The organism is Corynebacterium halotolerans YIM 70093 = DSM 44683, assembly GCF_000341345.1.
In the GTDB taxonomy this organism is placed as follows: Bacteria; Actinomycetota; Actinomycetes; order Mycobacteriales; family Mycobacteriaceae; genus Corynebacterium; species Corynebacterium halotolerans.
In genome coordinates this window covers 1,892,574-1,910,578 of the sequence record NC_020302.1, presented here as the reverse complement: position 1 = coordinate 1,910,578, position 18,005 = coordinate 1,892,574, and the positions used below count along the sequence as shown (strand labels likewise).

The following is an 18,005-nucleotide window of genomic DNA, read 5'->3' as shown; positions in this document are numbered from 1 at the left end:
TGATTTCGGTGATCGTGATAAACGTCCTGCGGCATACGCCGCGGACCAAGCCACCGGCACGGGACGCCGCGCCGTTCGCATCCACCACCGACCCCACCGCCGTCACACGTGGCGAACCCCGCGACTACCATGTCGTTCATGACCACACGCGCACCTCTGACCCCCGGCAAGCCCACCCCCGTCCGCACCGTCCCCAGGCACATCGAGCGCCCCGAGTACGTGTGGAAGGACGAGGTGCAGGAAAACGTCGGTGAGCCGTTCGTCCAGCCCCCCGAGGTCATCGAGGCCATGCGCGAGGCGTCGAAGATCGCGGCGAACGCGCTGAAGGAGGCCGGCAGGGCCGTCGCGCCGGGCGTGACCACCGACGAGGTCGACCGCGTCGCCCACGAGTACATGCTGGACCACGGCGCCTACCCGTCCACGCTCGGCTACCGCGGCTACACCAAGTCCACCTGCGTGTCCCTCAACGAGATCGTCTGCCACGGCATCCCGGACACCACCGTCATCCAAGACGGCGACATCGTCAACATCGACGTCACCGCCTACAAGAACGGTGTCCACGGCGACACCAACGCCACCTTCCTGGCCGGCAACGTCTCCGAGGAGCACCGCCTGCTCGTCGAACGCACCCACGAGGCGATGATGCGCGGCATCAAGGTCGCCAAGCCGGGTCGCGAGATCAACGTCATCGGCCGCGTCATCGAGTCCTACGCCAACCGCTTCGGCTACAACGTCGTCCGCGATTTCACCGGCCACGGCGTGGGCCCGACCTTCCACAACGGCCTGGTCGTCCTGCACTACGACTCCACCGTCTACCGCGATGTCCTGGAGCCCGGCATGACCCTGACGATCGAGCCGATGATCAACCTCGGCGAGCTCGACTACACCATCTGGGACGACGACTGGACCGTGCAGAACTCGGACCACAAGTTCACCGCCCAGTTCGAGCACACCATCGTCATCACCGAGGACGGCAACGAGATCCTCACCCTGCCCGACGAGGACTAGACATACGACCGGCCGCCCCGCTCGGCCGTATGCTTGATGAGTTCCCCGCTCCCACGTCCACGAAAAGGCACGCATGTCCCCGTCCGCTCCCGTGATCACGGCGACCAACCTCACCCAGTCCTTCGGGCGCGGCGACGCACAGGTCCGTGCCCTCGACGACGTCTCCCTGGAACTCCCGCGCGGTAGGTGGACCTCCATCATGGGGCCCTCCGGCTCGGGCAAGACCTCCCTGCTGCACTGCCTGTCGGGACTGTCCGTGCCGGACACCGGTTCGGTGGAACTGCTCGCCGGCGGCCACGCGAAGGCCCGCCCCGTCGATCTGGCGGTTCTGTCGGAGAACGGCCGCGCGCGGCTGCGGCGCACCCGCATCGGCGTGATCTTCCAGGAGTTCAACCTGGTGCCGGTGCTGAGCGTGCGCGACAACATCCTGCTGCCCACGCGCATGGCCGCCCGCCGGCCCGACCGCGGACACTTCCGCGACGTCGTCACGCGGCTGGGCCTTGACGACCGCCTGCGGCACCTGCCGCACCAGCTCTCGGGCGGGCAGCGCCAACGCGTGGCCATCGCCCGCGCCCTGCTGATGCGCCCGGACGTCATCTTCGCCGATGAACCGACCGGCAGCCTCGACTCGGAGTCGGGGGCGGCCGTGCTCGACCTGTTCCGCGAGCTCGTCGACGACTACGGACAGACCCTGGTCGTGGTCACCCACGACCCCTCCGCCGCCCGCCGCGGCGACCACCTGGTGACCATGCGCGACGGGCGCATCGCCAAAACCCGGTCGGCGGGGGAGTAGCGGGCATGCTGACCCTGGCACTGGCGCAGCTGCGCCGCCGCTCCGCGCGCTACCTGTCCCTGTTCTTCGCGATCTTCGCGGCCGTCGCACTCACCGTCGCCACCGCGGCGATCGTCACCACCCTGACGACGACCGTCAACGGCATGTTCGACCGCGCCTACAGCGAGACCGACGCCGTCGTCACGCTCGGTGCGGGGCGCTCCGGCACCGCCCAGCTCATCGTCGAGGAAATCGCCGCCCGCGACACCGTCGCCGACGTCGCCTTCGACCGGCAGGGCTCGGCCGCCGTCGAGGTCGACGGCTCGCTGTTCGCCTCCGGGACCGTCCAGCAGATCACCGACGGACCACAGCAGTGGCGCACGGTCACCGAGGGGCGCCTGCCCACCGGTCCGGGCGAGATCATGACCACCGGCGAACGCGCGGTGGGGGAGACAATCACCCTGCGGCCCTCCGGCGGCGAGCCCGTCACCGCGACGGTCGTCGGGCGGGCCGAGCGCTCCGCCAGCGAAGACCTCATCGGCTTCGACCTGTGGCTGGCCGCCCCGGAGGCGATGTCCGCCTGGTTCCCCGACACCGCGCGCGGCGAGATCCGCGTCGCCTCCGCAGGGCCGGACCCGCAGGCGCTCGTCGACGATCTCGGTTTCCTGACCGCGGACGCCTCCCTGCCCATCGACGGCATGGAGACCGCCGAGGCCCGCGCCGGGGCACTGGCCGCCGACTACCTCGGCGACCGTTCCCGCTACTTCCTGCTGCTGGCGGCCTTCCTCGTCGTTGTCGCGGTCGTCGCGGCCCTGGTCATCTTCTCCTCCTACCTGGTCATCGCGGGACAGCGGCAGCGTGAGTACGGGCTCATCCGCGCCGTCGGCGGTTCCTCACCGCAGCTGACCCTGTCCGTCCTCGTCGAGGCCGTCATGCTCTCGCTGATCGCGGGTGGGCTCGGCGCGCCCTTCGGCTGGTGGCTGGCCACTCTCGCCGGTTCCGGGGCCTCCCGACTCGGGGTGCGCGTCCCGCTCGACGAGGTCACCGTCGACCCGGCCGTCTTCGTCCTGGTCATCATCGGCGCCGTGGCCCTGACCGTCGTCTCCGCCTGGCCGGCGGCCCGCCGCGTGCTCAAGCGACCGGTCGTCGACTCGCTCAATGCCTCGTCCGCCGGCGGCGGCTCCCTCCTCGGTTCGCTCGTCGCGCTGGTGGCCGGCATCCTCCTGCTCATCGTGGCCTGGGCCGGGCGCGGTCTTCTCGACACCGCGTCGCCCACCGGCGCGATCATCGTCTCCGTGGCCACCGCCGGGGTGGCGGTCCTCGGCGTCCTGCTGGTCGCCGCCGTCGTGTGGCCGGCGCTGCTCGGCCTGCTCACCCCACTGGCCGCCCGGCTCGGTCCCGTCGTGCAGCTGGCCACCGCCTTCGCCGGGCGGCAGCGCATGCGCTCGGGCGCGCTCGTCGCCATCCTGGTCGCCGGCACGGCACTCGTCTCGGCGGTCCTGCACGGCCAGGACCGGGTCGAGTCCGTCATCCTGGAGCGCACCGCCTCGGCCGGCAGCGTCGACGTCGTCGTCGCCGGCATCGGGGACCCGCTGGCCCCGGAGACCGCCACCCTCATCCGGGAGACACCGGGCGTGGCGGCCGTCGCCGTGCCGGAGGCGGTGACGGTGGAGGGCCGGGAGGGCGACGCCGACACCGCGCTGGCCCTGTCCGCCGGGGAGGCGGAGACCGTCATGCGCGACACCCATCCAGTACTCGGGGCCGCCGGTCCGGGCGAACTCGTCCTCGCCGCGGACTCGCCGCTGCGCGATGAGATCGTCAACGGCTCCGTCACCACCATTGAGGTGCTCAACCAGCCCATCGATGTCGCGGTCATTCACGGTCAGGGCCCGCGCACCGTGATCGACCCGGGCGTCGCCGACGCCGCGCGCCGGGCCGCCGCCACCGCCAACGGGATCCCGCTGGAGATGGCCCCCGACCTGCCGACGCCCGTGGCGATGGTCCGACTCGAGGGACCAGCCCTCCAGCCGGAGGACAACCCCGCCCTGACGGGACTGCGGGAGACACTCGCCGCCCAGGAACAGCTGGTCAGCGTCTCCGAGGAGTTCGGGGCGCGCACCAACGCCGAGGAACTGGTCACCCGCGTGCTCACGCTGTCGACGCTCATGGCCGTGGTGGCCCTGCTCATCGCGGGCGTCGGCGTGGGCAATACCGTGGCACTGTCGGTCCGGGACCGCTCCCGGGAGCGCACTGTGCTGCACTCCGTGGGGCAGACCTCCGACGGGGCGGTCGCCTCCCTGGGGCTGGAGATGTTCCTGCTCACCCTGCCCGCCGCGCTGGTCGGCAGCCTCGCCGGGGGTGCCCTGGGCGGCTGGGCCGCCGACGTCTCGGTCGCCGCCGCCGAGGTGCCGGGCCTGGCCGTCACCTGGACACAGGTGCTCACCATCACCGCGGTCGCCACGGTCGGGGCCATCGCCATCGGACTGCTGACCCAGCTGATGGTCGGCCGGAGGCGCGGGACCGTGCTGTAACTGGCGCCCACCGGGCGCGAGGCCGGGGCCGGGAGCGCTGGACCGGGAGAACCGCAGCGTGGCCCGCCGGGATCACGGTGAGCAGGGCCGAAGGCCGTCGCCTACTGCGCGCGTCATCGATACCGCGGCAACGGATCACGGGTCTGGAGTTTCCTGTTCAGTCCCTGCCCCGATGGCCCGGAGTGTGCGCAGCTGCACACTCCGGGCATCGAATGCACCCCACGGAAGCAGCCGGGTGACCGGCCCGAGGTATGCAAAAAGGGCACTCCCGGGGGAGTGCCCTTGAAGTCTCGCTGTGTCTCGTCAGGAGACGGGTGATCAGTACGGCAGGATGCCCTGGTACTTCAGCCAGTTGATGCCGCCGATGACAGCACCGACGACTGCGCCGACGACGCCGAGAGCGGTGAAGTCTCGCCAGATCTCGGCCCACTGCGGGTTCTCACCGGTCTCTTCACCGAGCAGGTCGCTACCGGAGGCCTGGTCGTCGTCACGGATGATCGGATCCTCCGGGTTCTCCTCGTCCTCGTCCTGCTCGGACCAGGCGCCGAGGTCGTGGCCGAGGGCGGAGGAACCGGAGGACAGGCGGACGGAGGAGTCTTCCTGGACGTCCTGAACGTCGTCGCCGTCCTGGGCGGCGGCGATGGTGGTGCCGGCGAAGGTCAGGGAGACGGCGGTGGCTGTCGCGATGGCGGCGTTACGGAACTTGCGCATGTGGGGTGCCTACTTTCGGGAAGCTGGGAGCGGTGGACTTAGGCCTGCGGACCGTGGTTGAGGAAGTTGACGATCGGGCCCACGATCACGCCGATCAGGGAACCGATGCCACCCAGGATGCTGGCGCCGTAGAGCAGCTGGGCCCAGGCCGGCTGGGAGTCGAGGTCCTTCGAGGAGCCGAAGATGGCCGGGCCCTGGGCGGGCTGCTCACCTTCCAGCGAGGAACCGGTGTTGATGTCGGAGGAGAGGCTCGGCTCGTAATCCTCATCCGGCTCCGGGGCGGTGGGCTCGTAGTCCTCGACCGGGATCTCGTCGCCGCCCTGGTCGATGGAGTCATTCTGCTCCTGGGTGACGCCATCCTCCGGCGGGAGCAGATCGTCGCCGTCCTGGGCGGTGGCCACCGCGGTGGTGCCGAAGGTGAGGGCGAGTGCGGATGCGCCTGCGACGGCGGCGGTGCGGAAAGAACGCATATGGAATCCTTAACTGGTAGGTCTGACTAGGTTTCCGACTTTCGCGGAATTCCGTAGTGTCCCGGCACGTCAACGGGGACATGCCGTGTGACACCCGGGTGCCGCATGGAGTCGACACGCGCCGGTGTCAAACATCACCCTAAACAAATTCCAGGTTTGTCGCAGAACAAAACCAGCTTTTAAGGAGCTTTTATTAGGGCTCTCTCCCTGTGTGAACTGCTTAATTACCCTTACATTTCCCTAAAAACAATTGGGTAAGCACCACTTATCAATTAAGAGTCTTCAACTCACAACAGCCTGTGATTTCCCCCACAGGTTACCCCCGTTCAGTGAGGGCGATTTGACGCTCCGGCTCCCGCCCCCACGGGGCGCGGGCCCATGCCCGTCCGCCCGCCCCGCAGAGCTCCGGCCACCGGGATCAGTCGAACTCGAGGCCGAGGAGCGCGTTCTCGGTGACCTCCGGCAGCGCCGGGTGAATCCAGTACTGTTTGGTGGCCACCTCGCGGACGTCGAGGTCGAAGGCCATGACGGTGATCATCTGCTGGATGAGCGTTGCGGCCTGCGGGCCCATGTAGTGGGCGCCCAGCAGCCTGCCGGTGTCGCGGTCGGCGATGAGCTTGACGATGCCGGTGGAGTCCTCCATGGCCCAGCCGTAGGCCACGTCGCCGTACTTCTGGATTTTGGTGGTGATGCTGTGGCCGGCCCTGCGGGCCTGCTCCTCGGTCAGGCCGACCGTGGCGATCTGCGGGTGGGTGAAGGTCGCCGCCGGGATGTGCTCGTGCGGCAGCTTCCGCATGTCCTCCGGGTGCAGCAGATTGTGGCGCACCGCGCGCATCTCGGCATTGGCCACGTGCTTGAGCATGTAGGGCGAGGAGACGTCGCCGAGCGCCCACACGCCCTCCGCGGAGGTGGAGCGGCCGTACTCGTCGACGCTGATGCGCCCGTCCCCGGTCATCTCGACACCACCGGCGGCCAGTTCCATCTGGTCGCCGTTGCGCGTGCGCCCGGTGGCCACCAGCAGCACCTCGGCGGTGACGGACGAGCCGTCGTCAAGCTGTACGGTCACCCCGTCATCGGACTCGCTCGCGCCGATCGCGTTGCGCCCGGCCAGGACGGTGTAGCGCTGGGCAGCCAGCTGGTTGAAGCGGTCGCGCAGGTCGGCCTCGAGGTTGCGGAGCATGGGGGAGCGGGTGACCACGGTGACCTCGGTGCCCAGCGCGTCGAAGACGTGGGCGAATTCGGCGGCGATGAAGCCGCCGCCGACGATCACGATGGACTTCGGCTGCTCCGGCAGCCGCATGATGTCCTCGTTGGTGTGGTAGCGCACGCCGGAGGAGGCGATCGCCGCCGGGACGAAGGGGCGCGAACCGGAGGCGATGACCACCTGGTCGCCGGAGATCGTCCTGGTCTCCAGGCCCTGGCCGGTGCGCAGGGTGCGCTCGCCGACGAAGACGGCGTGCTGGTCGTAGACGTCGATGTTGGGGGTCTCCGGGCCGCGCCGGTACTCCTCGCCGCCGGCGGCGATCAGGTCGATGCGCTGGTTGAAGATGCGGGAGACCATGGACCGCCAGTCGACGTCAGTGACCTGGGCGTCGACGCCCAAGCGCTTCGACTCCGCCGTCTCGAGGGCGACGTCGGCAGCGTAGACGTACATCTTCGTCGGGATGCAGCCGACGTTGAGGCAGGTGCCACCGAAGGTTCCCTTCTCGATGATCGCGATCGACTTGTCCTCGAACTCCGGGCCGGGGATCGAGTTGCCCGAGCCCGTGCCGATGATGATCAGGTCGTAGTGCTTGTCAACCGCGACGGCGTCCGCAGAGGTGGCCATGAAAGCTCCAATCGTGTCCGGATAAATAGAGGTATCTTTCGTAATCCTACCGACCGATGAGGTCTACCTAATCCGAGGTCGAGACCCCTCGGGCCCCGTCGAGCCCCGTCAGCCAGTCCGCCGTGACCTCGAGCGCCTCCTCCCGGGCGGGCCGCAGGGAGAGGAACACATCGTGGCGGGCGTCCTCGATCGTGCGCACGGTCACCCGCGATCCCAGTCGCGGCGCCCAGTACCGGATCTGTGCGACGTCGAGCACCGTGTCCGCGGTGTCCGCCTCGGGTGCGTAGGGCCGTCCCAGCCGCGAACGGGACGAACACAGCGTGAGCACCGGCACGCCGACGTCGACCCCGCCCTCGTGCACCTGCCCGTGACCGGCGAGGATAGCGCGCAGCCAGCCCAGGTACTTGCGGTGCCCGCCCACCGGCTTCATCGTCACGTCGAAGTCCCACTCGCCGTGGTGGTCGCGGTGGATGGACGCCCCGTAGACGCCCAGGTTGCCGCCGGGGATGGCCAGATGCGGCCACCGGCGCCCCAGGAAACGCACCACGGGACGCAGAACCCGGACGACGGCGCGCGGGTACATCATGTCCAGCCACGGACTGTTGAGGATCACCCCGTCGACGTGCGCGTGCCGCGGGTCGCCCGTCCGGCGCAGGTGGTCCAGCCACAGCGGGACGATCAGTCCGCCGGTGGAGTGCGCGATCGGCACCACGCCCGGATGCTCACCGGCCAGGAAGTCCAGCGCGGCGGACAGGTCGGGGAAGTAGTCCTGCAGACTCTCGCTGTAGTGCCAGTGCTGGCCGGGCTGCCGGGCGCGGCCGGTCTTGCGCAGATCCAGGGCGTAGAAGGCGAAGCCACGCTCATGCAGGAAGCGGGCGACATGCTCCTGGAAGAAGTAGTCCGTCATGCCCGGGATCCACACCACGGCGCGGCGTCCGGCCCAGTCGGCCGGCGGGTGCACCGGATCGGGCAGATGGCGGATCAGTGTCGTCACCACCTCGCCCTCGCCCTCCGGGTCGGTGCCGAGGCGGAAGTCGCGGGCCTGGAAGCCCGCCCCGAGGAGATCGGGACGCCAGACGGGGTCGGGGGCCTGCTCGTTCATGCCCCTCAGCTTAAGGAAGCGGGCCCACCGGGGCGCTGTGGCGGCCGCGAAACGCGGGGCGGGACCCCGAACCCCCAGGTATGGGGTGCGGTGGGGGAGAACAGGTGACCCCCGGGCCCGAAATAGGGCCGATGTCCCCACCCCCGAACACCGAGGGCGTAATGTAATGGGGCACCGGACGACGTGTGCGGGTAGAGGAGCTGCCCGGCCCGCGCGCGGTCACGTTCTGCCCGTCAGGTCACCCGTCACCCTCCTGACGGCGGACCATCCACCGACGACGAAGAGGTAAATACAAAGGTGTCCACCAACAACGCAAACGCCACGCACGCCACCGACGAGGTCGATGTCGCCCTCGTCGGTGCCGGCATCATGAGCGCCACCCTGGGTGCCATGCTCCGCGAGCTGGAGCCGAGCTGGTCCCAGATGATCTTCGAGCGTCTCGACGGCCCGGCCCAGGAGTCCTCTTCCCCGTGGAACAACGCGGGCACCGGCCACTCCGCACTGTGCGAGCTGAACTACACGCCGGAGAAGAACGGCAAGATCGACATCTCCAAGGCCGTGAACATCAACGAGAAGTTCCAGGTCTCGCGTCAGTTCTGGGCCCACCAGGTCAACAACGGCGTGCTGTCGGATCCGCAGGACTTCATCGCCCCGGTCCCGCACGTCTCCTTCGGCCAGGGCCAGGAACAGGTCGACTACCTCCGTCGCCGCTACGAGGCGCTCGGCGCCAACCCTCTCTTCCCGGGCATGGAGTTCTCCGACGACAAGTCCGTCTTCGCCGAGAAGCTGCCGCTGATGGCCGAGGGCCGCGACTTCGACGCCGAGAAGACCGCCATCTCCTGGATCGACGAGGGCACCGACGTCAACTTCGGCGCCCTGACCGACCAGTTCCTCACCGCCGCCAAGGCCTCGGGTACCGAGATCCGCTACGGCCACGAGGTCAAGAACCTCACCCGTGACGGCAAGAAGTGGAAGATCACCGTCAAGAACGTCCACACCGGTGACACCCAGGTGATCAAGGCCAACTTCGTCTTCGTCGGCGCCGGCGGCTACGCCCTGGACCTGCTGCGCAAGGCGGGCGTGCCCGAGGTCCGCGGCTACGCCGGCTTCCCGGTCTCCGGCATGTGGCTGCGCTGCACCAACGAGGAACTCATCGAGCAGCACGCCGCCAAGGTCTACGGCAAGGCCAAGGTGGGCGCCCCGCCGATGTCGGTCCCGCACCTGGACACCCGCGTGATCGACGGCGAGAAGGGCCTGCTCTTCGGCCCCTACGGCGGCTGGACCCCGAAGTTCCTCAAGGAGGGCTCCTACCTCGACCTGTTCAAGGGAATCCGCCCCGACAACATCCCGTCCTACCTGGGTGTCGCCGCCCAGGAATTCGGTCTGGTCAAGTACCTCGTCGAGGAGGTCACCAAGAGCTTCGACGGTCGCATGGAGGCCCTGCGCGAGTACGTCCCGGAGGCGAAGAACGAGGACTGGGAGACCATCGTCGCCGGCCAGCGCGTCCAGGTGATCAAGCCGACCGCCGCCCCGCGCTTCGGCTCCCTGGAGTTCGGCACCACCCTGATCAACGACCTCGACGGCTCCATCGCCGGCCTGCTGGGCGCCTCCCCGGGCGCCTCCATCGCCCCGGCCGCGATGATCGAGCTGCTCGAGCGCTGCTTCGGTGAGCACCTGATCGACTGGTCCGACAAGCTCTACGAGATGATCCCGTCCTACGGCACCAAGCTCGCCGGCGACGAGAAGCTCTTCACCGAGATGTGGGACTTCACCCAGAAGACCCTTAAGCTGGAGCGCTAGGCCTTCCCGGCTCCCCGGTACGAGACAACCCCCGCCCGGGCGGGGGTTTCGTCGTCTCCGCCCTGGAATGCTGTCCCACCTGCCCACTTCCGCCCGCAGCGCCGGTGGGTGCCGGCACCCACCGAGGAGTAAGATTGGGGCCAGGAAACCGTGACCTCTGTCATGTCCCGCCAAGGAGACACCATGGGCAGGCTCGTGTACTCGATGATCACCTCGTTGGACGGCTACGTCGCCGACCGGAACGGCCGCTTCGAGTGGGCGCAGCCGGACGAGGAGGTGCTCGCGGTGATCAATGAGCAGGCCGCCGAGGCAGGCACCTATCTCTACGGTCGACGGATGTACGAGATGATGCACGTCTGGGAGACCGACCCGTCCGTCGCGGCGCAATCGCCGGAATCCGCGGAGTTCGCGCGAATCTGGCGGGCGGCGGACAAGATCGTCTACTCCACCACGCTGGATGAGGTGTCCACCCGTCGCACCCGGCTGGAGCGCAGCTTCGACCCACAGGCGGTACGGGAGCTCAAGGAGAACAGTCCGGCAGACCTGACCGTTGACGGGCCGACCCTGGCCGCCCACGCGCTGCGGCACGGCCTCGTCGACCAGGTCAGGCCGCTGGTGTGCCCGATCTCGATCGGCGGCGGCCTGAAGTTCCTCCCGGAGTTCCGGATTGGACTACGGCTGCGCGGCGAGCACGCCTTTTCCGTCGGTCTGGTCCAATTGCATTACGACGTCACCGGTGTGGACTCCTGAGCGCGGCAGCTGCGCTCAACCCTCGGCGATGTCGCGGCGCCGGAAACCGGCCAGCCCGATCACGGTCAGCAGCACCACCAGTACCACCAGCACGACCAGGGGCACCGGGTCGAGGTCGGCGTCGGGCACGGCTGGGGTGTGCCAGAGCGGGGAGAGACCGCGCGCCCAGTCCGGCAGGTCGAGCAGCTCGCCGAGGAAGAGCACCACCGCCGTCCAGGCGGTCAGCACCCAGGCCAGGACCGTGAAGCGGGGCAGCAGCCCGAACAACGCCGCCGCCAGGGCGCCGAAGAAGAGGATGGCGGGCAGGTAGGCCAGCGAGGCGGCCGGGATCTCACCGAGCCAGCGGGCCTCCCCCGAGGCGACCGTCATTCCGAGTCCGAGGCCGAAACCGAGGACCACCTGCACCAGGACCGCCTCCACGGCGACGACGGCACACCACCCGGACAGCAGGCCCGGGCGGGAACCGCCGCTGGTGAGCAGCCCGGTGATCCGTCCGTCGCGCTCCTCCGCACGCAGGCGCAGCACCCCGGACACCAGCAGGATCACCGGCCCCAGGCTCAGGTACGCCAGTACCAGGCCGCCGAAGGAGCGGGTGAGGTCCTCGAGGTTGAGGTCGGTCCACTCGCCGATGGCGGGCATCTGCTCGACCACCCCGTCGAGTTCGGTGGTCAGGCTGCCGAAGGCCACCGCGAAGAAGAACAGCCCCACCGTCCAGGCCACGAACGTCGGGGCCTCCAGGCGGTGGGCGAGGCCCGCCGGGGAGAGCAGCGCGGACGAGGCACGGGCCGGGCCCGGACGGTCCTGCCGGAGCCCGGCGCCGAGATCCCGTCGGCCTGACAGGTACAGGGCGAGTGCGGTCAACCCGGCCGCGACCACCGCGGAGACCACCAGCGGCCACCACCGCAGATCCGCGTACAACCGGGTCTGCTGCGCCCACGCGAAGGGGGAGAACCACGACAGCCACGACCCCTGGTGGTCGATGACGTCACCGATGCCGCGGATGACGAAGGCCAGCACGATCGCGGACACTCCCAGTCCCGTGGCCGCCCGGGAGCTGCCGGTCAGCTGCGCGGCCACCGCCGCGATCGCCCCGAAGACGAGTCCCGTCAGGGTGGTGGCCAGTCCGAACGCCAGGGAATCCGTGACCGCCATGCCGGGGACGGTGAGCCCCGCGGCGACGGCCGCCCCCACCGCGAGGTCGGCCAGGGCGACCAGGAGGAGGGCGGCCGCCGGGGAGGCGAAGCGGCCCACCGGCAGGGCGCGCAGCATCTCCAGTCGGCCGGCCTCCTCGTCGGCGCGGGTGTGGCGCACCATGAACAGCACGCTCATGATCGCGGCGGCGAGGAAGACCCACAGGGACAACTCGCTGGCGAGCATCACCCCGAAGGTGTAGTCGTCCCGGCTGAACAGTGGCCCGGTCATCATGATCGCGGCGGGGTTGTCCTGCAGCATGGCACGCGCCTGCAGCGATTCCCGGTCGGTGAAGGTCGCCTGCAGGGACACCACCGTCGAGGGGATGAGCACCAGGAAGGCCAGGATCCAGACGCTCAGCCGCACCCGGTCCAGCCGCAGGTACAGGCGCAGCAGGCGACCGGTGCCCGCGAGCGGGGAGGAGTGCACGGGTGCGTTCATCGGTTCGTCCCCTTCCCGGTCACTGCTTCGGCGCCGCCGTAGTGGCGCAGGAACAGCTCCTCGAGCGACGGGGGAGTGATCGTCAGGTGCTCCACGCCCAGCTCCGTGAGCACCTGCAGCACCTCGTTCAGCCGCTGGTCGTCGACGTCGAAGCGCAGCTGCCGACCCTCGACGGTGAGGTCGTGCACGCCCGGTGCCGACTCGAGCCGCGCGGGGTCCCCGGCCGTGGTGGCGGTGACGGTGGAGCGGGTCAGATGCCGCAGTTCGGTCAGGGTGCCGTGCTCGACGTCCGTACCGGCGCGGATGATGGTCACGGAGTCGCACAGCTTCTCCACCTCGCCGAGGATGTGGCTGGAGAGCAGGACCGTCCGACCCTCGTCACGCAGGGTGCGGATCTCCTCGGTGAAGATGGATTCCATGAGCGGATCCAGGCCGGCGGTGGGCTCATCCAGCAGGTAGAGCTCGACGTCCAGTGACAGGGCCGAGACCAGGGCGACCTTCTGACGGTTGCCCTTGGAGTAGGTCCGGGCCTTCTTGGTGGGGTCGAGCTCGAAGCGTTCGATCAGCTCCCCGCGCCGGCGGCGCTGCGCGTCGGAGCGCTGGTGGCGGGTGAGTACGTCGATGGCCTCCCCGCCGGTCAGGTTCGGCCACAGGTTGGTGTCCCCGGCGACATACGCCAGGCGGTGGTGCAGTTCCACCGCGTCCCGCCACGGGTCCAGGCCCAGCACCGTCGCGGAGCCGGAGGTGGCCCTGAGCATGCCGAGCAGGATGCGGATGGCGGTCGATTTCCCGGCGCCGTTGGGGCCCAGAAAACCCCGCACCTGTCCGGTGGGCACGGTGAAGGTGAAGTCGTCGAGGGCGCGGGTGCTCCCGAAGGTCTTGGTCAGGTCGGTGGTGGAGATGGCTGTCCCGGTCATGGTGTCTCCTGGTTGCTCCTGGGGCGGGCGGCGAGGTAGGCGTCGAGCAGCGTGGGGTCGGTGAGGATGGGTTCGGTGTAGTACTCGAGCACGGGCCCGATGATCCGTTCGGCGTAGTCGTCGAGCCAGCGGGGGAGTTCGTCGAGGTCCAGGTGCTCCTGCTGCGCCGGCAGCTGCAGCAGCAGCGCACCGAGCGCCTGCTCGGTCAGCACCCGGGCGCGCGCTTCCCGGTCACGGCTCGGACGCACCGTGCCCGCCTTCTCGCCGCGGCGCAGGTAGTCCACGGCGTCGGCGGCGAAGGCGTCGACCAGCCGGCGGGTCAGGGGACCGCCGGTCTGCAGTCGGCGCAGCACGTACCCGATGACCGGGGCGTACTCCTCGATCTGTGCGAGCTGGGAGAGCATCGCCGCCGCGCCCGCGCCGGGGGAGAGGACGGACTCCTTGCTCCGCGCGGTGGCCTCGAGGACGTGGCGGTCGCAGGCCTCGCGCAGCCCCTCGCCGGAGCCGAAGTGGTGGATGATCAGACCGGGGCTGACCCCGGCGTCCGTGGCGACGGCGCGCAGGGGAGCGCCCAGGCCGTCGGCGGCGAAGCGGCGGACGGCGGCGTGGATGATTCGGGCCCGGGTGGTCAGCTTGCCGTCCGAGGTGGAATCAGCCTCGGTTGAACTCATGTTCAATAGTTTAAACGCCTGTTCAGGACGTGTCTATAACGAATATCCATACCGGCCATAATCGGTCGGGGCCGGGCGTAGAGTAAACACAATCCCAGCCCTCTACGCTGAAGGAAATCAGTCCGATGCAGACGATCGTCCCCCACATCTGGCTCAACGGCGTGGCCGACGAGGCCGCGCAGTTCTACCTCGCCGCCTTTCCGGAGGCCCATGTCGTGGCGACCGAGACCTACCCCACCGAGGGCCTGCCCGAGTTCCAGCGGGAGTACGCCGGGCGCACCATGTCCATCACCCTCGAGATCGGCGGCTACCGGCTGGCGCTGATCAACGCCGGCGACGAGTTCACCCCGAACCCCGCGATCAACTTCTTCGTCAACTTCGACCCCGCCTTCCGCATCGACGCCCGCGGGGACCTCGACCGCACCTGGTACCGGCTCACCGAGGGCGGCCAGGTACACACGGAACTCGGCGACTACCCCTTCAGCCCGCGCTACGGCTGGGTGCAGGACAAGTACGGGGTCAACTGGGAGCTGATGCTCACCAACCCGGACGGTGACCCGCGGCCCTTCCTCATCCCCAGCCTCATGTTCTGTGGACCCGTGCAGAACAAGGCGGGAGAGGCCGTGGACCACTACCTCTCGGTGTTCCCCGACGCGCGGCTGGGCGACCGGGTCCACTACGACCGGGACAACGGGGTCGTGACCACCGACTCGGTCATCTTCTCCGACTTCCAGCTGGCCGGGGAGTGGCTCTCGGCCATGGACTCCGCCGTGGAGCAGCCCTTCACCTTCACACCGGGAGTCTCCCTGCTGGTCAACGCCCATGGTCAGGAGGAGATCGACCGGCTGTGGGCGGCGTTGGCCGCCGATCCCGACGACGGTCAGTGCGGCTGGCTGACCGACCGCTACGGCGTTAGCTGGCAGATCGTCCCCGACAACCTCGACGAGCTGCTGTCCCGGCCGGGCGGGTACGGCAGGTTCATGGAGATGAAGAAGATCGAGATCGACCGGTTCTAGGCGGGCGACGAGGCTTGTCGACGCCGCGGCGCACCCGGCGTAATGTGGGCCCCACCACAGCCCTGCGGGGAGATGGGAGACCCCTGATGCAGAAGATCGTCCCCAACCTCTGGTTCCACCGGAACGCGGCCGAGGCCGCGGAGTTCTACCGCACCGCCTTTCCCGGCACCCAGCTCATCGACACCACCTATTACCCGCAGGAGGGGCTGCCGGATTTCCAGCGGGACTTCGCCGGCGAGGTGCTCACCATCGACCTCGAGATCGCCGGCTTCCGCTTCACTCTCATCAACGCGGGCGACGAGTTCACCCCGAACCCGGCGATCTCCTTCATGGTCGCCTTCGACGAGCACTCCGACGGCGACGCCCGGCAGCGGCTGGACGAGACCTGGGAGGCGCTGGGGGAGGGCGGCACCGAACTGATGCCGTTGACCGAGTACCCCTTCAGCTCCTACTACGGCTGGATGCAGGACCGCTACGGCGTGAGCTGGCAGCTCTCCCTCATCGACTCCACGGACGGGGCAGGCAGCCGGCCGAGCGTGTACCCCAGCCTGCTGTTCGGTGGGGCGGAGCAGAACCGGGCGGCCAAGGCGAAGGAACGCTACCTCGTCGCCTTCCCCGACTCCGCCGACGGCGCCACCGCGCTCTACTCCGAGCAGACCGGCCCCGCCCCCGAGGGCGCGGTGATGTACACCGACTTCCAGCTCGAAGGCCAGTGGTTCGCGGCCATGGACTCCGGGGTGGAGCAGGACTTCACCTTCACCCCGGGTATTTCTCTGCTCGTCAACGCGGCCGACCAGGCCGAGATCGACCAGCTGTGGGACCAGCTCTCCCACGTCCCCGAGGCCGAGCAGTGTGGGTGGTGCACCGACGAGTTCGGCGTGAGCTGGCAGATCGCGCCCGAGAACATGAATGAACTGATGGATCGCGACGGCGCCTACGCAAAGCTCATGGACATGAAGAAGATCGAGATCGACCGGTTCTAGCGGGTGAGTGCGCCGCTGCGCACCCGCGGGACCGGTCGGTGGCCCCGCCCACGTATTACCCGACAGCCGCTGGCCTCGTTGCGGGAAAGGGCCGGATCTGATTCTTTTGAGCCTGCAACCCCGATCACCATGTGGTCAACCACTTCTTCCACAGCGGAGCAGGAAAATGCCCGTGGGGCGAACGACCCACGGGGCAAAAGTTCACAGCCGCGGTACTAGGTCCCGCAGTAGGTCACGTACCGCCCGAAGTCCTCCGGGGCCGGGTACTCGAGCTTCGAGAACCGGCCGTGGCGTTCGAACGGTGAGGTCACGGCGTCGAGAAGGCGCAGGAACGGTGCCATCTCGCCGTCCTCGGCAGCTTTCAACGCCTCCTCAACGAGGTGGTTGCGCGGAACGTAGATCGGGTTGACGCGCTTCATCGCCTCGCGATCGGGGCTCATCGCCAGCCAGCGCTTCAACCATGCGGTGATGTCGCCGGGGGCGGTGAACATGCGCAGCACCGGGGCGTCGTCCACCTGGTCCACTGAGGCGGTCTCGGCCAGCAGCCGGTTGAACCTGGTCAGATCCGGCTGATGCTCGGTGAGCAGCCCGATCAGGTCATCGATGAGCTTCTCCTGGTCGGGGGAGATGTCGGTGGTCGGCAGGCCCAGCGAACGGGAGGTCTCGCGCAGCCACGCCGCCCGGTAGCGATCGCTGAAGGAGTTCATCACCGGCTGGAGCGTTGCCGCCGCCTGCTCGACGTTGTCGTCGATGAGCGGCAGCAGAGTTTCGGCGAAGCGGGCGAGATTCCAGCCGATGATCGCCGGCTGGTTCCTGTAGGCGTAACGACCCTGGGCGTCGATGGAGCTGTAGACCGTGTCCGGGTTGAAGGCGTCCATGAACGCGCACGGGCCGTAGTCGATGGTCTCGCCGGAGATGGTGGTGTTGTCCGTGTTCATCACCCCGTGGATGAATCCCAGCCGCATCCACTGCGCCACCAGGCTCGCCTGGGCGTCCATCACCGACTCGAACAGCGCCAGGTAGGGCTGCTCGGCCCCGCGGGCCTGCGGGTGATGGCGGTCGATCGCGGCGTCGGCGAGCCGCCTGGTGACGTCGAGCTCCTCACCGTCCCCGCCACGGCTGCCGTCGATGAGCCGGGCGTACTGGAAGGAGCCCACGCGCAGATGGCTGGCGGCGACGCGGACGAGCAGCGCGCCGGACTCGACCCGGGTGCGCTGCACCTTCCGGCCGGTCGTGATCACGGCCAGTGAGCGGGTCGTCGGCACCCCGAGGGCGTGGACGGCCTCGCTGACCAGGTACTCGCGCAGCATGGGGCCGAGCACGGCGCGGCCGTCGCCGCCGCGGGAGAAGGGGGTCGGGCCGGAGCCCTTGAGGTGGATGTCGCGCACCCGCCCGTCGTGGTCGGTGACTTCGCCGAGCAGGAGGGCGCGCCCGTCACCCAGGCGGGGGACGAACTGGCCGAACTGGTGGCCGGCGTAGCCCTGCGCCACGGGGCGGGCGTCCTCGGGGACGTCCCGGCCGAGGAGGAAGGCCACCCCGTCCGGCGTGCGCAACCACTCCGGGTCGAGGCCCAGCTCGGTGGCCAGGGCGTCGTTGAGGACGACGAGCCGCGGGTCGGGGGCCTCCTCGGAGCGCCAGGGCACGGCGAGTTCGGGGAAAGTGTCGGCGAAGCGGGCGGACAGCTGAGTCTGCGTGCTCATGACCCCAGCGTAGCCGCGGGCGGACGGGGGAGGAAGAGCCGTTCCCGCACAGCGGACCGCGTTGTCGCGCGCCGGGCTGTCCCGATGGAGGCGGAACCGTACCGCTCGGTTCGG

At 69.2% G+C, this 18,005-nt stretch carries 15 protein-coding genes; 7 read left to right on the top strand and 8 right to left on the bottom strand.

What is annotated here, in order from left to right; all coding sequences use genetic code 11:
• Positions 1-138 precede the first annotated feature (138 nt).
• From map to A605_RS08900, 3 genes are all read left to right on the top strand, one after another.
• Entirely contained in the window at positions 139-1,008 is an 870-nt protein-coding gene (map, locus tag A605_RS08910) for a type I methionyl aminopeptidase (RefSeq protein ID WP_015401177.1), read from the top strand.
• A gap of 73 nt (positions 1,009-1,081) precedes the next feature.
• A complete protein-coding gene (locus tag A605_RS08905) occupies positions 1,082-1,801 on the top strand; it encodes an ABC transporter ATP-binding protein (RefSeq protein ID WP_015401176.1) in 720 nt (239 codons plus the stop codon).
• A gap of 5 nt (positions 1,802-1,806) precedes the next feature.
• Positions 1,807-4,311, top strand: a complete 2,505-nt coding sequence (locus A605_RS08900) for an ABC transporter permease (RefSeq protein ID WP_015401175.1) — start codon at positions 1,807-1,809, stop codon at positions 4,309-4,311.
• A gap of 318 nt (positions 4,312-4,629) precedes the next feature.
• Here the strand turns inward: A605_RS08900 and A605_RS08895 are convergent, their stop codons facing one another.
• The 4 genes from A605_RS08895 to A605_RS08880 all read right to left on the bottom strand — a co-directional run bounded on the left by A605_RS08895 (position 4,630) and on the right by A605_RS08880 (position 8,422).
• Positions 4,630-5,022 (bottom strand): hypothetical protein, encoded by a 393-nt coding sequence (locus A605_RS08895; RefSeq protein WP_015401174.1) that lies wholly within the window; start codon positions 5,020-5,022, stop codon positions 4,630-4,632.
• 38 nt (positions 5,023-5,060) lie between these two features.
• The gene (locus A605_RS08890; protein WP_015401173.1) at positions 5,061-5,492 is read right to left on the bottom strand and encodes a hypothetical protein; all 432 of its coding nucleotides are present in this window, start codon (positions 5,490-5,492) and stop codon (positions 5,061-5,063) included.
• A gap of 418 nt (positions 5,493-5,910) precedes the next feature.
• Positions 5,911-7,320, bottom strand: coding sequence for a mycothione reductase (mtr, locus tag A605_RS08885; protein WP_015401172.1), 1,410 nt, complete (start codon positions 7,318-7,320; stop codon positions 5,911-5,913).
• Between the two features lie 67 nt (positions 7,321-7,387).
• Complete coding sequence (locus A605_RS08880; RefSeq protein WP_015401171.1) at positions 7,388-8,422, bottom strand: alpha/beta hydrolase; 1,035 nt, start codon at positions 8,420-8,422, stop codon at positions 7,388-7,390.
• Positions 8,423-8,719: 297 nt separating this feature from the next.
• Between A605_RS08880 and mqo the strand changes: the two genes are divergently transcribed.
• Positions 8,720-10,222, top strand: coding sequence for a malate dehydrogenase (quinone) (mqo, locus tag A605_RS08875; RefSeq protein ID WP_015401170.1), 1,503 nt, complete (start codon positions 8,720-8,722; stop codon positions 10,220-10,222).
• A gap of 183 nt (positions 10,223-10,405) precedes the next feature.
• Complete coding sequence (locus A605_RS08870) at positions 10,406-10,972, top strand: dihydrofolate reductase family protein (RefSeq protein WP_015401169.1); 567 nt, start codon at positions 10,406-10,408, stop codon at positions 10,970-10,972.
• A gap of 15 nt (positions 10,973-10,987) precedes the next feature.
• Here A605_RS08870 and A605_RS08865 read toward each other — a convergent pair whose 3' ends face one another.
• The 3 genes from A605_RS08865 to A605_RS08855 are packed head-to-tail and all read right to left on the bottom strand — an operon-like array spanning position 10,988 to position 14,192.
• Positions 10,988-12,604 (bottom strand): ABC transporter permease, encoded by a 1,617-nt coding sequence (locus A605_RS08865; protein WP_015401168.1) that lies wholly within the window; start codon positions 12,602-12,604, stop codon positions 10,988-10,990.
• Positions 12,601-13,521 (bottom strand): ABC transporter ATP-binding protein, encoded by a 921-nt coding sequence (locus tag A605_RS08860; protein WP_015401167.1) that lies wholly within the window; start codon positions 13,519-13,521, stop codon positions 12,601-12,603. Before A605_RS08860 ends, A605_RS08865 begins: the two co-directional genes overlap by 4 nt.
• Entirely contained in the window at positions 13,518-14,192 is a 675-nt protein-coding gene (locus tag A605_RS08855) for a TetR/AcrR family transcriptional regulator (protein ID WP_015401166.1), read from the bottom strand. The genes A605_RS08860 and A605_RS08855 overlap by 4 nt, the downstream gene beginning before the upstream one ends.
• 125 nt (positions 14,193-14,317) lie before the next feature.
• On the opposite strand from A605_RS08855, the gene A605_RS08850 reads away from it, so the two are divergent.
• Both A605_RS08850 and A605_RS08845 read left to right on the top strand, forming a co-directional pair.
• Positions 14,318-15,208, top strand: coding sequence for a VOC family protein (locus A605_RS08850; protein ID WP_015401165.1), 891 nt, complete (start codon positions 14,318-14,320; stop codon positions 15,206-15,208).
• 86 nt (positions 15,209-15,294) lie between these two features.
• Positions 15,295-16,191: a VOC family protein gene (locus A605_RS08845; RefSeq protein ID WP_015401164.1), complete on the top strand. Its 897-nt coding sequence runs from the start codon at positions 15,295-15,297 to the stop codon at positions 16,189-16,191.
• Between the two features lie 215 nt (positions 16,192-16,406).
• Here A605_RS08845 and A605_RS08840 read toward each other — a convergent pair whose 3' ends face one another.
• Positions 16,407-17,891 (bottom strand): protein adenylyltransferase SelO, encoded by a 1,485-nt coding sequence (locus A605_RS08840; protein ID WP_015401163.1) that lies wholly within the window; start codon positions 17,889-17,891, stop codon positions 16,407-16,409.
• Positions 17,892-18,005: the final 114 nt, after the last annotated feature.